This is a genomic window from Pandoraea fibrosis, assembly GCF_000807775.2.
Lineage (GTDB): Bacteria > Pseudomonadota > Gammaproteobacteria > Burkholderiales > Burkholderiaceae > Pandoraea > Pandoraea fibrosis.
In genome coordinates, this window is sequence record NZ_CP047385.1 from 3,491,602 (window position 1) to 3,506,823 (window position 15,222).

The window sequence follows — 15,222 nt, forward strand, 5'->3', positions numbered from 1 at the left end:
ACGTGACTCAATGAGCCAAGCCATGAACCGAGAAGACGGTAGCGTGCTGAGCCAGGCGGCACCGGCGGATGTCTTGACGACCGATAGCATCCCCCCGTTGACGCCTGCGGCAGACAGCGTCGACTGGACGCGCGAGACGTTCGGCAGCGCACTCACGTGGATCGCGCGAACGCATGGCATGCGTGAGGCCGTCGTCCATGGCGAGACCCGCCTGACGTTCTCTGAACTTGCCGAGCGTATCTGCGCCTTCGCCCGAGGCCTGATCGCACTCGGCATCGGGCCGGGCGAGAATGTCGCGCTGTGGATGTCCGACAGCACGGATTGGCTCGTCGCCCGCTGGGCGGTGCCTTTGATCGGGGCGGTCCTGGTGCCCGTCAACACGCGATTCCGGGAAAGCGACGTTGCCTATGTGCTGAGTCAGTCGGAAGCCAGCACACTCATCGTGGAGGAGCGCGCCGGCTCGGTAGCGCGCGGGATCCGCTACTTCGATATCCTCGCCCGTCTCGATCCCGATTGGGACAAGCACCGGCGTGGCGCGTGGCGTTGCGAACGCATGCCGGCGATGCGACGTGTGATCGGCTTGTCGTGCGATCGCACGCTGCCCGGCGGGATGGAAGACTTCCGGGCAGTCGAAGCCCATGGGCAACGTCACCGGCACGACGGTGTGCTCGAGCGACGCCTGAACCAAGTCAAACCCGACGACGTAGCGCAAATTCTTTACACCTCCGGCACCACCTCGTTTCCGAAGGGGGCGATGGTTCGCCACGGCGCGCTGCTCGCGAACAATCAATATGCCGCTCAGTGCCTGAGACTGTCGCCGAGCGACCGATACCTCTCGTGTGTACCGCTTTTTACCGCAACCGGCACGTTCTATACCCTGGCGATGGCACTCTCGGGCGCGGCCATGGTCATCGCGGACCAATTCTCGCCGAAGCGCTTCTGTGAGCTGGTCGAACGCGAAAAGATCACCGTCAGTTTCTTCGTCGACACCATCGTGCAGGACCTCAAGGCGTTTGCCGATATCGGTCGTTACGACCTGTCGAGCCTTCGCACCGGTACAGGGGCGCCATTGCCGACGGCCTCGTTCGAGTGGGTCAGCACAACGTTGGGGGTGCCCGAACTGGTGAGCGCCTACGGCATGTCGGAAACCTCCAACGCCGTTGTTCGAACCCGCTGGAACGACCCTTACGAGAAGCGTTCGCGCACGAACGGGCGACCGGTGCGCGGCGTGCAGATTCGTATCGCCGATATCAATACCGGTGTCTCCGTGCCAGCCGGCGTAACGGGCGAGATCTGCATCGCGGGCTATGTCGTGATGAAGGGCTATTACCGGATGCCCGACGAGGACAAGAAAGCCATCGACGCAGAGGGCTGGCTCCATACGGGCGATCTCGGCGAGCTGGATGTCGACGGCTATCTCACTTACCGTGGCCGTCTGAAGGAAATGATCAAACCCGGCGGATTCAATGTCGCCACGCAGGAGATCGAGGTGTTCCTGAAAACCTACCCGGGCGTGCGGCAAGCCGTGGTGGTGGGTGTGCCGGATGCGCGGCTTGGCGAGGTGGGCTACGCCTACATCGAACGACAGGCGGGCGCTGAGATCGACCCGCTTGCGTTGCAACAGTATTGCCACGCGCACATCGCTAGCTACAAGGTGCCGCGTTACGTCGAGTTCATCGAGGACTGGCCGCTCACGGGAAGTCAGAAGATTCGCAAGCTCGAACTACGCGATCGTGCGACACAGATTCTCGCCGCGGGCGAAACGGCAGAGGCGGGCGGTCACGCCCAGCCGGCGGGGTCGTCTGAAGACGGAGGCCGCGCTTGATTCGCTATCTCACGCGCCGTGTGGCGCAATCACTGATCACGGTGTTGCTCGTCACGCTGGTGATTTTCCTGATCGTGCGGCTGATTGGCGACCCGACCCATCTGATGTTGCCCCCCGAGGCGACGGAAGCGGATCGGGCGGTGCTGCGCCATCAGATGGGCCTCGATCGTCCGGTCGCGGTGCAGTACGGCTCGTACTTGTGGCATCTGCTGCAAGGGCAGCTTGGCATGTCGTACCGGTTTTCCCGGCCGGCGCTCGACGTCGTGCTTGGTGCACTGGGCCCGACGTTGTTGCTCACCACGTCGGCGCTCGGCCTGGGCATTCTCGTCGGGGTTCCACTCGGCGCCATCGCTGCCGTTCGCCGGGGAGGTGCCGTCGATCAATGCGCCAAGCTTTTCGCCATTCTCGGACAGGCGGCACCGCCTTTCCTGTTCAGTCTGCTGTTCATCCGCCTGTTCTCGATCCAGTTGTCGTGGTTTCCGACCAATGGCTACGGCACCTTCTCGCATCTTGTCCTGCCAGCCGTGGCGCTGGGGTGGTACTCGGCGGCCGGCATCATGCGGCTGACCCGCTCAAGCATGTCCGAAGTGCTCGACACGGAGTACATCAAGTTTGCACGGATCAAGGGCGTACCCGAGCACACGATCATCTTCCGCCACGCCTTGCGCAATGCGCTGCTGCCGATGATTACGTTCACGGCACTTCAGTTCGGCATCCTGATGGGGGGAGCCGTCTCGGTCGAATTCATCTTCTCGTGGCCGGGGATCGGCCGCCTGATTCTCGATTCGATCTCCAATCTCGATTACACGGTCGTGCAAGCGGCGGTGACGGTGGGGGCGCTGATCTTCACCTTGCTCAACCTGGCGGTAGACGTGCTCTACGCCTATGTCGATCCGAGGATTCGTTATGCATGAGGCTACGCCCCTCGATTTGCAGCAACGCCCGGCCGAACTCAGTGTGCCGGTGCCGGACCTGCGTGCACGCCGTCAGCGCTGGCGCGACGTCCAGCTCTGGGTAAGCCTTGCGCTGGCCATCGGGCTGGTCGTCGTGGCGCTGGCGCCGCAATGGTTCTCTCCCTACGATCCGAACGCGATCTCGTTGAGCGACATTCTCAAACCGCCGTCGTCCGCCCATTGGTTCGGTACCGATCAACTCGGTCGCGATCTGTTGTCGCGCGTCATCTGGGGGTCGCAGATTTCGCTGTATGTGGCGTTCTGCGCGGTGCTGCTTGCCGGCGTGTTCGGCAGCTTGTTCGGCATTGCCGCCGGATACCTCGGCGGTTGGGTCGATGCCGTGGCGATGCGTCTGGCCGACATTCAGCTCGCGCTGCCTGCTGTCATTCTCGCGCTGGTGCTGGTCGGCGCCATCGGGTTCAGCGTGTTCAATCTCGTGATCGTGTTGAGTCTCGCGAACTGGGCGCGCTTCGCCCGCGTGACACGCTCGGAAGCGCTGTCGCTGCGCTCGCGTGATTTCGTGCTACTTGCAAAGCTGGCCGGTGCTTCGCGTATTCGCGTGATCTTTGCCCACATCGTTCCGAACGTGATCAATACGTTCATCGTGCTGGCCACGCTCGATATCGGCACGATCATCATTCTGGAAGCAACGTTGTCGTTTCTCGGGCTCGGTGTGCAACCGCCTACGCCGTCGTGGGGCGCGATGATCGCCGACGGGCGAGGCTATCTGGAAACCGCGTGGTGGATTTGCGGCATTCCGGGCATGGTGCTGATGGTGGCCGTGCTTCTGGCGAACCAGCTTGGCGACGCGTTGCGCGATCGGCTGAGCCCGACGATGTCGCGGGGGTGGTAATGACGACGTCTTCAGCCCCGCTTCTGGAGGCCCGTCACCTGAGCACGATGCTACGGGGCAAGCATGGCGTGGTGACGGCCGTCGACAACGTCAGCCTGCGTGTCGACGCCGGCCGTTCGCTCGCGCTCGTTGGCGAGTCCGGTTCGGGCAAGAGCATGACATGCAACACGCTCCTTGGCCTGTTGCCCTCCAACGGGCGACTCGTACAGGGCGAGGTCTTGTACAAGGGGCAGGATCTCGCGAAGCTGCCGCGCCGCGCGATGGAAAAGATTCGCGGCCGCGAAATCGGCATGATTCTTCAGGACGCGATGACCTCGCTCAACCCGTTGATGACCATCGGGGATCAGGTCGCCGAGATATTCCGCGTGCATCAGGGCATTCGCGACAAGGCGGAACTGCGCCGGTTGTGTGTCGAAGTGCTGGAGCGCGTAAAGATTCCCGCTGCCCGCGAACGCCTCGACAGCTATCCGTTCCAGTTCAGCGGCGGCATGCGCCAACGGGTGTCGATCGCGATCAACATCGCCCTCTCGCCCGAATTGCTGATTTGCGACGAACCGACCACTGCGCTCGACGTCACCGTGCAATTGCAGATCCTCAAGTTGCTTCGCGAACTTCAGCAGCAACGCAATATGGCGCTGATCTTCGTGACGCATGACCTGCATCTGGCGTCGCAGTTCTGCGACGACGTCGCCATCATGTACGGCGGACGCATTGTCGAGGCCGGGCCCATCGCCGACGTGTTCGCGCATCCCGCACATCCCTACACAGCGGGTCTTCTCAATGCGGTGCCTTCGCTCGGTCATTACGAGCGGCGTCTGGAAGCCATTCCGGGGCAACAGCCGGGACTGGCCGACTGGCCGGAAGGCTGCCGTTTCGCGCCGCGTTGCCAACTCGCTACGGAGCAGTGCCGCACGCGGTACCCGGATTGGTTCGAATGGCAGAGCGGCGAACGGCGCAGCGCTTGCTGGGAAACGGTCAGGATGCTGAGTGCCTCGTCTGCCTCGGAGACCCATGGCGCTGGAGAATCTCCGGCGGCCCGGGCGGGGTGCAGTGCCGGCCAAATCCGCAGGGAGGTGGCATGAGCGCCCACGCCTACCTTTCGGTGCGCGATTTGCGCAAGACCTATGATGTGCGCCGCGGCCTGCTCGGCCGGGCCCGCCCGCTGCATGCCGTGGCAGGCGTCTCGTTCGATGTCGCCCGGGGCGCGACGTTCGGTCTGGTCGGCGAGTCCGGCTCCGGCAAGAGCACCATCGCCAAAATGCTGATGCTCGCAGAGCCGGCGACCAGCGGTGTGGTGAGCGTCGACGGGCAGGATATCCGGTCGCTCGACGCCGCCGCCCGAGCGCATTTCCATCAAGTGCTTCAGCCAGTCTTGCAGGACCCGTACAGCGCGCTGAATCCGCGCATGCGTGTGGGGCGCATCATCGACGAGCCGCTGCGCATTCACCGGACCCTCGATGTTCAGGGCCGCGCACAACGTGTGGCTGAATTGCTGCGCCTTGTGGGGTTGCCTGCCAGCGCAGACCGCAAGTTTCCGCATGAACTCTCGGGTGGCCAACGACAGCGTGTGGCAATTGCGCGCGCCCTCAGCCTCAGTCCGCGCTGCATGATTCTCGACGAACCGGTCTCCGCGCTGGATGTGTCGATTCAGGCACAGATCCTGAACCTGCTCAAGGACCTGCAGGGTGCGCTGGACCTCACTTATCTGTTGATCTCGCACGATCTGGCCGTCGTGGCCTATATGAGCCAACGCATCGGCGTGCTCTACCTCGGCGAGTTCATGGAGGTCGCCGACACGGCCACCCTCATGCGCGGCGCGCGTCACCCCTACACGCAGGCCCTGATCGCCTCGGTGGATGCCCGTGGGGCGAGCGGGGCGCAATCGGTGGCCGGCGAGATCCCGTCACCGATGAATCCGCCGTCGGGATGCCCGTTTCATCCTCGCTGCCCGCACGCGGCGGCACGATGTCGAGAAGAAAAGCCGGTGGCGCGGGAGATCGCGCCGCGCCACTGGGTGACTTGCCATTTCGCGGAAACGATTCCCGTAGCGACAGCGAACACTGCTGCGCGCGCCATCGGCCCGAGAGCGATAGAAACCGCCACCCCCTCCGTTCCGGAGAACCAGGCGGTCCCCTTTCAGGAGACAACATGAATTTCGCCGAAACCCCGTCGCTGTCCCGCCAAGGCAATCAGGCTGTGCTGGCAGCGCTTGAAGATGTCGTTCAGTCCCGTTTTCCCGCGCGTGAACGTGCCTACCATGACGCAGCGGCCATGCCGTTCGAGAACCTGCAGGATCTTTTCGAACTCGGCTTGCTGACCGCAACGGTGCGTCGGGAGCATGGTGGACTCGGCAGCAACGTGCGTTCCAGCGATCCGGCCACTTTCCTGCAAAGCATGCGCCGCGTTGCGCGCGTGTCTCCGGGCACCGCGCATTGCATGCAAGTGCAGAACCACGTGGCGTGGGCTATCGACGAGTTGGGGACCGATGCCCAGCGCGAGCGCTTCGTGAAACCGATGACGCAAAAGATGAGCGTGTCGTCGTTCGTCGGCAGCGAAGCCGGCCGCAAGCACATGTATGTCCTGAAGACGACCGCGAAGAAGGTCGACGGCGGCTACATCGTCAACGGCAACAAGAACTATGCGACGAACGGCTATGAGAATGGCGTTGCCATCGTGTTCGCCACCATCGAAGGCGAGACTGAGTATGACAAGTCCCATCTGATGGTCATCATCGAGCCGGGCATGGAAGGGCTGAGCATCAACCATGACTGGTATCGCCCGACAGGCATGCGCGTTTGCCCGAGCCCGGAAATCTATCTGAACGATGTTTTCATCGACGAACTGCATGTCCTCGGCGAGCCGGGCGTCTACCCGCGCGGACGTTGGCAAGGCCGCTTCCATCTGGGCTTTACCGCGAATTACCTCGGCATGATCGAAGGCGCCTACGCTTGGGTCAAACAGAGTCTGATCGAGCGTGGCAGAGGGAAAGACCCGTTCGTACAGCTTCGTCTGGGGGAAGCCAAGACGCAATTGCTGGGGGCCCAGGTGGTCTTCGAGAACGCTATCGAGGCGTGGCGTACTGGCGACGTACAGCAAGCGGAACTGATTTCGATGCAAGCCAAGTCGATCTGCGCGCACGTGGCGTTGGAGATGTCGCACACCCTGATCATGCTGGCCGGTTCGACAGCACTCTTCGACGAGTTCCCGCTCGGCCGGCTGATCCGCGACCTGAATACGCACATTCTGCACGTCGGCCACGACAAGACGGCGCAGATCGTGGGGGCGGCCGAGCTTGGGGAGTCGTTCGATTCGACACTGCAACGCTAAGTCGATCGCGCTCATCGCCGCGGCCCAGCCATCTTCGTTCATCCGGATTTTGAGACTTCGAGAGTACCCATGGATTTCCAGCTCACCGATTCGCAGCGCGAACTGATCGATGCCACCGAGAAGTTGTGTCGTCAGTTGCTCCCGCTCGCGAAGGAGGCCCACGAGGCCGAGACCCGCGGCGACTGGGGGCCGCTGCAGACGCTGCGTCGCCAGATGGCCGAGGCAGGTTTGCTCGCCCTGAATTTGCCGCAGGAATATGGCGGTGTTGGTCTGCCATTGCTCGACACATTGCTGTTGATTCAAACCATCCAGCGGGTGGACTCGACGCTGGGCGGGCTATCGCATCGCACGTCGACGGGCGCCATCGGTGCGGTGCTCGAACTGGGCACCGAGGAACAAAAGCGTCGTTTTGTCACCGGTGTTGCGCGCGGTGAAATCGGTGTGTCCATCGGCATTACCGAGCCCGACGCGGGCTCGGCCGCCACGGCAATGAAAACGAAAGCTCGCATCGAGGGCGACGAGGTCGTCATCAGCGGGCAGAAGATCTTCATCAGCGCGGCCAAGGCCAATCACTACACAATGCTCTACTGTCGCTTCGGCAACACGGGGCGCGCGAGCGACATCGGTGCCGTGATGGTGCCGCACGATGCGCCGGGGTTCTCGTGCAGCAACGGTACGTTGAACATGGCCGGCGAGCGTCAGTACGAGCTGTATTTCGACGAATGCCGCGTGCCCAAGGCCAATGTTCTGGCCGAGAGTCGTGCGTTTGCGAAGCTCATCAGCGTCTACAACGCAGAGCGCCTCGGCAGTATTTCCCGCATGCTCGGGTCGGCCCAGGCGGCGTTCGACTTCGCATTGCAGTACGTGCAGGAGCGCAAGCAGTTCGGTCGCGAACTGGCGGATTTTCAGGGCTTGCAGTGGATGCTCGCGGAGATGAAAGTCAAGCTGGAGGCCGCACAACTGCTGACCTACCGGGCAGCGTCGAACACGGCGAGCGGGTTGCCTTCGCCATTGGAAACGTCGGTCGCCAAGGTCTATGTCGCGCAGGCCGCCAAGGAAATCTGCGACGACGCGATCCAGTTGCTCGGCGGCTACGGCTACATGAGCGAGTATCCGGTCGAAGGGCTGTATCGCGAGGTGCGCGGCGGCTCGATCTATGGTGGCACGCTGCAGATTCACAAGAACATGATCGCGGGTCATCTGCTGGGACGAAAAAACAGCCAGTGGGCCAGCCATTCCGGGGAGTCGGGAGAATGAAGGCGTCCGATCTCGCCGGGCACGAGCCGGTCATCGTCGATGTGGTGCGCACGCCGGTTGGCCGCCGCAATGGCGCCCTGCGGGAGTGGCACGCGACGGCACTGCTTGCCCATGTGCTCTCGGCACTGATCGAGCGTAGCGGGGTGCCGCGCGGCGACGTCGACGATGTCATCGCGGGATGTGCGACACAGGTGGGCGAACAGGCCGGCAATATCGCCCGCACGGCATTGTTGATGGCCGACTTCCCCGTGACCGTTCCGGGAACCACCGTGCAGCGCGCGTGCGGATCGTCGCAGCAGGCGATCCATTTTGCCGATAACCTCATTCGCAGCGGGGTATGCGAGGTCGTGATTGCCGGCGGTGTCGAACTGATGTCGAAGACGCAAGGCGGCAATGACGATACGCGTTACGGACTCCGCTATCCGCCGTCGCTGGTCGAGCGCTTCTCCATGCCATCGATGGGGATCGCCGCAGAGCGCATTGCCGAGCGGTGGCAACTCGATCGCGGCTATCTCGACGAACTGGCGCTGCGCAGCCATGCACTGAGCGCCGAGGCACAAGACGCGGGTCGCTTCGATCGGCAGATGGTGCCGCTCGCCGGGGTGGACGGCCAGAGGCTCGAGCGCGACGAGGGGGTTCGCCGCGATACCTCGCTCGATAAGCTCGCGTCGCTCAAGGCGTCGTTCCGCGAGGACGGCAGGGTGACGGCGGGCAACGCGAGCCAGGTCTCCGACGGTGCTGCCGCCATTCTCATCATGACCGCCGCGAAGGCCCGCGAGTACGGCCTTCGTCCCCGAGCGATGCTGCGCGCGCAACGTGTTGTCGGCGTCGACCCGTCGCTGATGCTGACGGGACCGATTCCTGCGACGCAGCAGATTCTGGCCCGTAGCGGGCTTGCGCTGGCAGACATCGATCTGTTCGAGATCAATGAGGCGTTTTCATCCGTGTTGGGTGCCTGGCTGGCCGAACTGAAGCCGGATCTCTCGCGCGTGAATGTCAATGGTGGATCGATTGCCGTTGGGCATCCGCTCGGCTCCACAGGGGCGCGGCTAATGGCGGGGCTGGTCGACGAACTAGAGCGTCGGGGCGGCCGCTACGGACTGCAATCGATGTGTTGCGGCGGCGGGTTGGGCACGGCAACGATTATCGAGCGCGTGGAATGACGGGCGCGAGTGTCCGAAAACCGGTGGGGCTACGAGACAAGGAGCGTGACGATGACAGAGATCGACCGTTCGCTGATAGGCACGAGTGCGGCGCCGTTCGTGGTCGAGGTCGAGCGTGGTGCCATTCGCAAGTTTGCCGATGCCATCGGCGATGGCAATCCGCTTTATCGTGACGACGCGTTTGCCCGCCGGCACGGCTTTGCCGGTGTCGTTGCGCCACCGACGTTTCCCACGTGCTTCCGCCCGCCGCAAGATCCGCCGTGGATTGCGACGCTGGATCGGCGTCGCATCGTGGCGGGCGAGATCGGGTTTCACTACCTGCGTCCCATCGTGGCGGGCATGCGCTTTGAATGCCGCCTGCGACTCCTCGCCGTGGACGACAAATCGGGCGCTCGCGGCGCGATGTCCTTGCTGCGTCAGGAGATGACCGGACATCTCCTCGACGACGATGGCGGGGCAGGCGAGAGTGTTTTCGTTGTGCGACGCACGACCGTCTATCGATCGTCGCAGCAGGTGCAGGCAAGGAGTCTGGCATGAACGGCGCACATCTTCAGCGCGCACGCATTGGCGACACGTTCGCGCTCGCCGTGCCCGCGATCAGCACCACGCAATTGGTGCGCTACGCCGGCGCGTCGGACGATTACAACCGGATTCACTACGATCAGGCCTACGCGCAAGAGGCGGGACTTGGCGGCGTGATTGCCCATGGAATGCTGACGATGGCCTTCATGGGGCGGGCGGTATCGGACTGGGCCGGCCCGGCTGCGGCCATTCTCGACCTCGATGCCCGCTTCAACGCGCCGGTGCGCCCGGGCGATGTCGTCATGGTCGTGGGAACGGTGGCGGAATGCTCGCCTGCCGAGGACGGCCGGCGGCGTTTGCGTTGCGAGATTGTTGCCCGTGTCGGCGAGAAGACCGTTGCGAGCGGCGAAGCATGGGTGGCGGCACCGTCTGCCTCTCCAGTGCCGTGAGCACTGCCGTTGCGAGCCGGGGCGGATTCGCACAACCCACGCGGTAACCACGATGTCTTTCAGGAGGTCCCAGTGAACGCCACATTCGATGCCAGCCATTTTCGCCATGCGTTGGGACGCTTTGCTACCGGTGTAACCATCGTCACAACGACGGCGCAGGACGGTACACCAATAGGGCTGACGGCCAATTCGTTCAACTCGGTGTCGCTCTCTCCGCCGATGGTGCTCTGGAGCATCAACAAGCGATCGCGAAGTCTCGAGGTCTTCGAGTCGTCGGGGCGTTTCGCGATCAATGTGTTGTGTGCCGATCAACTGCCGCTCGCCGCGCGCTTTGCGTCACCCGTTGCCGATCGTTTCGAGGGCGTGGACTGGCGCACCGGACGCTCGGGCATGCCGCTCTTCGAGGGGTGTGTGGCGTGGTTCGAGTGCCATCTGGCGTTCAAGTACGAGGGCGGCGATCATTTCATCTTCGTGGGCGAGGTGATCGACGTCGGCCATTGCGACCGCGTACCGCTGCTGTATGCCGGCGGGGCGTATGGGGTGCCAACGCAGCATCCCGATCTGGCGCTTGGGTAAGTCGCAAGGCGGAGGCGGGGGCCTCGCGTGCCTCATTCCCAGGTTTGCGACTCGACGTCGAGTTTCTTCTCGAGTGCCCGGACTTCCTTCTGCAGAAGCTTGGCCATCTCCGCGCGGCGGGCGCCCGACAAGCGGGATTCGATGGCTGCAATGCTGATGGCCGCGTAGGGCTGTCCCTGACGGGGCCGGATCGCCATACCGATGGCCGACACGCCGGGCAGCACGTCTTCCTCATTGAGCGCGTAGCCGATCGCGAGCGACGTATCGATGGCTTTTTGCAGGCTGGCTTCGGTCACGTTGCCGAATGCCCCCAGGCGGCCCGCGTTCGTCGCCATCACACGTTGGCGTTCGTCCTGCGGCAGAGACATCAGCAGCGCGAGACTGCCGGCACCGACGCCGAGCGGACGCCGTCCGCCAATTTCCAGGGTGCGCGTCTGGATCGGATATCCCCCTTCGAGCAGGTCGATACACACGGCATCGAGTCCGCTACGGACCATCAGGAAAACGGAATCGCCGGATTTCTCGGCCAATGCCTGAAGGGTCGGCTGACATAGCTCTCGCAAACTGAAGTGCGGCGACGCGGCAAGGCCGAGTTCGTAGACCACGTGGCCAAGGTGGTAATGCCGCGTTTGGCGGTCCTGCATGAGCATGCCCTGCGCCACGAGCCCCTTGACGATGCGATGTGCCGTCGGGCGTTCGAGCGACAAGGCGTCGGCGATATCGGACAGCCGCAGGCCTTTCAGTCCATGTGCCGCGATCTCACGCAGTACCGTGACGGCACGGTGAACGCTCTGCGTGCCCAGCGGAGGCGCCTTGTCGATGGGCTTGTCTGTGGCCGCAGGCTTGCCTGACGTTCGTCCGGTCTCGTTGCTTTTGGTAGGCACGGAAGGAGGGCGGTAAGTGAACATGGGAAGCCGAAGCATGCATTCCTTTCGGCCAGTGTCGGAAATTATACGGTGAGCGCCCTTTTCGGGGCGCGTAAGTGAATACGACGCTTGACAGTCGCGCGATTCGAGACGGCTTGCGCCTCGGTCACACGACTGAAAAAAGGGAGACATGCTGTGTTCAGGCGTCGCGAGATTTCTCCGGTGGCCCGGCATCCACATGACCGCCGAAGGCATAGCGCATCGCCGACAGCAATTGGTCGGCGAACACCCCTTGGCCTCGTGAGCTGAAGCGCGCATAGAGCGCTGCACTCAGCACCGGGGCCGGGACCGCTTCGTCGATGGCTGCCGCGATAGTCCACCGGCCTTCTCCCGAATCCGCGACATGACCGGGAAATTTCTCCAGCGCCGGGTCAGTCCGTAATACCCCTGCCATCTTTTCGAGTAGCCAGGAATCGATCACGCTTCCGTGCCGCCACACTTCGGCGATATCGGGCAGGTTGAAGTCGTACTGGTAGTACTCGGGATGTGGCAAGGGCGTGATTTCGGCGCTGACCTCGCGTTGCTGCATCCCGATGTTCGCGTGTTTCAGGATGTTCATCCCTTCGGCATAGGCGGCCATCATTCCGTACTCGATGCCGTTATGGATCATCTTCACGAAATGACCTGCCCCATGCAGTCCGCAATAGAGATACCCCGACTCGGGACCCGGTACGTCTGCGTTCGTCTTGCGGCCGGCACTGTCCGTCGCACCCGGGGTGAGGGCAGTGAAGATCGGCGTGAGATACGTGGCGATGTCCGCCTCGCCGCCGACCATCAGACAGTAGCCTCGCTCGAGACCGGCGATCCCGCCGCTGGTGCCCACATCGACGAAATGGATGCCTTTCTCGCGCAAAGCGACGCTGCGCCGAATATCGTCCCGGTAGTAGGAGTTACCGCCGTCGATGACGATATCGCCGGGCGACAGCCGGGGCACGAGGTCCGTCAGCGTCGCGTCCACCGCAGCCGCCGGCATCATCAGCCAGAGAATCCGGGGCGTTTGCAGAAGGGACAGCATCTCGTCGAGTGAAGCCGCGCCGGTCGCGCCCTCGTGGCGAAGCGCTTCGATCGCGGCGGGCTGAACATCGTGCACGACGCACTGATGACCGTGACGCATCAGCCTGCGTACCAGATTGCCGCCCATGCGGCCCAATCCAATCATGCCGAGTTGCATGGCTCGCTCCCAAGGTTGGTGGGTCGAGGTAACGCGATTGCGCCCCTCCATCACTGCCAGACTTGACGGATGAACTCTACACCTTCGTGCTGACGCTGGCCCCTTGACACAAGGGCGTGGTGCAGCGTCTTGTGAAGTCCTCAGACGGCGCGCGTTTTCGATCCCTCAGCCCCGGGAGGTTCGGCGCGAAGCAGGTACGCGACGCGAGCTGTCAGACCGGCGCCGTCAGGGCGATTCTCCAGCATCAGCCGGGCGTGGTGACGTTCCGCAACGCGACTGACGATAGACAGTCCCAAACCGCTGCCTTGCCCCACGGCGTCGGTACCCCGATAGAAGCGCGTGGTGACCTTTTCGAGCTCTTCCGGCGCAATGCCATGTCCGGTGTCGATCACCTCGAGCGCCACACCTTCCGGCTGGCTTGACAGACGGACATCGACCGCGCCGCCATCGGGGGTGTGTCGAAGCGCATTGTCCACAAGGTTGACCAGCAACATGGTGAGACCGGTAGCGTCCCCGTGAACAAACAGCGGGCTGTCCGGCCCGACGAGCCCCAGATCGATATCCCGGCTCTCGGCGGTGAAGGAGTAGTCCCCCACGACGTGTTCGGCCAGTGCCCGAATATCGATGACGTTCGCGATATCGATCTGGTCCGCGTCTGCTCGTGCGAGGTCGAGCAATTGTTGTACAAGGTGAATCAGGCGATTGAGCCGGCCCTCCAGCTTGGCGGCGATGGTGGAATCGCTCCCCAACGCCCCTTGCTGGCGCGCGTGCTGCAACTGGAGCTTTAACGCTGCCAATGGCGAGCGGAGTTCGTGGGCGGCATTGGCGACGAAAACCCGTTGCGCCGACGCGGCCTGATCGAGCCTCTTGAGCAAATCGTTCAGCGAATTGACGAGTGACGAAATTTCGCTGGGAATCGGCTGGTCGAAGCTCAGCGGCGTGAGCGACTCATAGGAGCGCTGGGCGACCGATCGCGAGACGGCGGAAATCGGCTGAAGTCCCTTGGAGACGACCCACAACACAAACATGACGATTGCCGGCACCAGCACCCATAGGGGGGCAATGATTCTGAGCGCCATGCCAACCGCCAACGAGTCTCGCACGGCGATGGGCTGCGCCACCTGCACATACCGATCGGGGAGTTGCATGCCATAGACCCGCCAATGCGTCTCGTCCCACTCCTTGTCGTGGAATCCCGGCGTCAGGCGTGGCATCGAAAGGGCCGCGTCGTTGTGATACTGAGGGATGTTGTTCCCTTCCCACCGTTGTATCACCAGACGATCCTCCGCGAGGCTACCCCAATCGGCCTTGCCCGGCCCCTCCGTGAGCGCCTCCTCCGAAGAGGTGACGGGTAACGACAGCGCAACGGTTCGCAATTCGTAATCGAACAATTCGGCGGCTTCGTTGCGCGCGGTGCGATAAAGCGAGTATCCCGCGACCAGCGCAAGGAGGATAAGGCCGACGAGTAGCCAGACGATGAGCCGCCAACGTATTGATTTCATTCGACGCGCGCCATGCGATATCCCACACCGCGAACGGTCACGATATGCTGCGCGCCGATCTTTCTGCGCAGACCGTGGACGTGCACCTCGATTGTGTTGCTTCCCACCTCGTCCCCCCAGCCGTAAAGCTTCTCTTCCAGCTCCCGTCGAGTGAAGACGTGTGTCGGCGTTTCCATCAAGGCAGCCAGTAGCGCGAACTCGCGGGGCAGCAGATCCATCGGCTGTCCCTCCAGCAGCACCGTATGCGCCGAAGGATCCAGCGTCAAAGCCCCGTGCACATAGCACGGGGCCGCCTGACCGACGCGGCGGCGGCCCAGCGCGCGCACGCGGGCGGCCAATTCGTCCAACTCGAACGGTTTCACCAGATAATCGTCGGCGCCTGCATCCAGACCTTGCACCCGATCCGTCAGCGCGTCGCGCGCCGTCAGAATCAGGACCGGAGAAGTGCCGCCGGCATTGCGATAGCGCTTCAGCACGTCGATACCGTCCTGCTTGGGCAGACCGAGGTCGAGGAGCACCAGCTCGTAGACGGCGTTGCCGAGAGACAGCTCCGCCGCCCGGCCATCTGCCGCCCAGTCCACCGCGTGTCCGGCGCTTCGCATGGCATCCAGCACCGTCTCGGCGATCATCGGGTCATCTTCGACCAGCAAAAGTCTCATCCGCATGCTCTCCAACGTGCGCCTCGCGCGATTCGACCG

Annotated in this window: 15 protein-coding genes; 11 read left to right on the forward strand and 4 right to left on the reverse strand. The window is 63.2% G+C overall.

Translation table 11 applies throughout. From position 1 onward, the window contains the following. Positions 1-22 precede the first annotated feature (22 nt). From PI93_RS15380 to PI93_RS15430, 11 genes are all read left to right on the forward strand, one after another. Positions 23-1,825: an AMP-binding protein gene (locus PI93_RS15380; protein ID WP_052240356.1), complete on the forward strand. Its 1,803-nt coding sequence runs from the start codon at positions 23-25 to the stop codon at positions 1,823-1,825. Then, entirely contained in the window at positions 1,822-2,739 is a 918-nt protein-coding gene (locus PI93_RS15385; protein WP_039365676.1) for an ABC transporter permease, read from the forward strand. Before PI93_RS15380 ends, PI93_RS15385 begins: the two co-directional genes overlap by 4 nt. Then, positions 2,732-3,631 (forward strand): ABC transporter permease, encoded by a 900-nt coding sequence (locus PI93_RS15390; RefSeq protein ID WP_052240355.1) that lies wholly within the window; start codon positions 2,732-2,734, stop codon positions 3,629-3,631. The genes PI93_RS15385 and PI93_RS15390 overlap by 8 nt, the downstream gene beginning before the upstream one ends. Further along, positions 3,631-4,713 carry an ABC transporter ATP-binding protein gene (locus PI93_RS15395; protein ID WP_080758985.1) on the forward strand — a complete coding sequence of 361 codons (1,083 nt, stop codon included), beginning with the start codon at positions 3,631-3,633 and terminating at the stop codon, positions 4,711-4,713. Before PI93_RS15390 ends, PI93_RS15395 begins: the two co-directional genes overlap by 1 nt. Continuing rightward, positions 4,710-5,783: an ABC transporter ATP-binding protein gene (locus tag PI93_RS15400; RefSeq protein WP_039365675.1), complete on the forward strand. Its 1,074-nt coding sequence runs from the start codon at positions 4,710-4,712 to the stop codon at positions 5,781-5,783. The genes PI93_RS15395 and PI93_RS15400 overlap by 4 nt, the downstream gene beginning before the upstream one ends. After that, positions 5,780-6,958 carry an acyl-CoA dehydrogenase family protein gene (locus PI93_RS15405; RefSeq protein WP_039365673.1) on the forward strand — a complete coding sequence of 393 codons (1,179 nt, stop codon included), beginning with the start codon at positions 5,780-5,782 and terminating at the stop codon, positions 6,956-6,958. The genes PI93_RS15400 and PI93_RS15405 overlap by 4 nt, the downstream gene beginning before the upstream one ends. A 69-nt stretch (positions 6,959-7,027) precedes the next feature. Then, the gene (locus tag PI93_RS15410; RefSeq protein ID WP_039365672.1) at positions 7,028-8,215 is read left to right on the forward strand and encodes an acyl-CoA dehydrogenase family protein; all 1,188 of its coding nucleotides are present in this window, start codon (positions 7,028-7,030) and stop codon (positions 8,213-8,215) included. Continuing rightward, positions 8,212-9,378 carry a thiolase family protein gene (locus PI93_RS15415; protein ID WP_039365670.1) on the forward strand — a complete coding sequence of 389 codons (1,167 nt, stop codon included), beginning with the start codon at positions 8,212-8,214 and terminating at the stop codon, positions 9,376-9,378. Before PI93_RS15410 ends, PI93_RS15415 begins: the two co-directional genes overlap by 4 nt. Before the next feature lie 51 nt (positions 9,379-9,429). Further along, complete coding sequence (locus PI93_RS15420; RefSeq protein ID WP_052240354.1) at positions 9,430-9,915, forward strand: FAS1-like dehydratase domain-containing protein; 486 nt, start codon at positions 9,430-9,432, stop codon at positions 9,913-9,915. Next, positions 9,912-10,349 carry a MaoC/PaaZ C-terminal domain-containing protein gene (locus PI93_RS15425; protein ID WP_039365668.1) on the forward strand — a complete coding sequence of 146 codons (438 nt, stop codon included), beginning with the start codon at positions 9,912-9,914 and terminating at the stop codon, positions 10,347-10,349. The genes PI93_RS15420 and PI93_RS15425 overlap by 4 nt, the downstream gene beginning before the upstream one ends. 72 nt (positions 10,350-10,421) lie before the next feature. After that, positions 10,422-10,925, forward strand: coding sequence for a flavin reductase family protein (locus PI93_RS15430; protein ID WP_052240353.1), 504 nt, complete (start codon positions 10,422-10,424; stop codon positions 10,923-10,925). 32 nt (positions 10,926-10,957) lie between these two features. Here the strand turns inward: PI93_RS15430 and PI93_RS15435 are convergent, their stop codons facing one another. The 4 genes from PI93_RS15435 to PI93_RS15450 form a co-directional block, all read right to left on the reverse strand. After that, complete coding sequence (locus tag PI93_RS15435; RefSeq protein WP_224785733.1) at positions 10,958-11,809, reverse strand: IclR family transcriptional regulator; 852 nt, start codon at positions 11,807-11,809, stop codon at positions 10,958-10,960. Between the two features lie 181 nt (positions 11,810-11,990). Beyond that, complete coding sequence (gene gnd, locus PI93_RS15440; protein ID WP_039365667.1) at positions 11,991-13,022, reverse strand: phosphogluconate dehydrogenase (NAD(+)-dependent, decarboxylating); 1,032 nt, start codon at positions 13,020-13,022, stop codon at positions 11,991-11,993. Positions 13,023-13,162: 140 nt separating this feature from the next. Beyond that, entirely contained in the window at positions 13,163-14,524 is a 1,362-nt protein-coding gene (locus PI93_RS15445) for an ATP-binding protein (RefSeq protein WP_080758983.1), read from the reverse strand. Continuing rightward, on the reverse strand, positions 14,521-15,183 hold the full coding sequence (locus tag PI93_RS15450) for a response regulator (protein ID WP_039365666.1): 663 nt from the start codon (positions 15,181-15,183) through the stop codon (positions 14,521-14,523). The genes PI93_RS15445 and PI93_RS15450 overlap by 4 nt, the downstream gene beginning before the upstream one ends. Between the last annotated feature and the right edge of the window lie 39 nt (positions 15,184-15,222).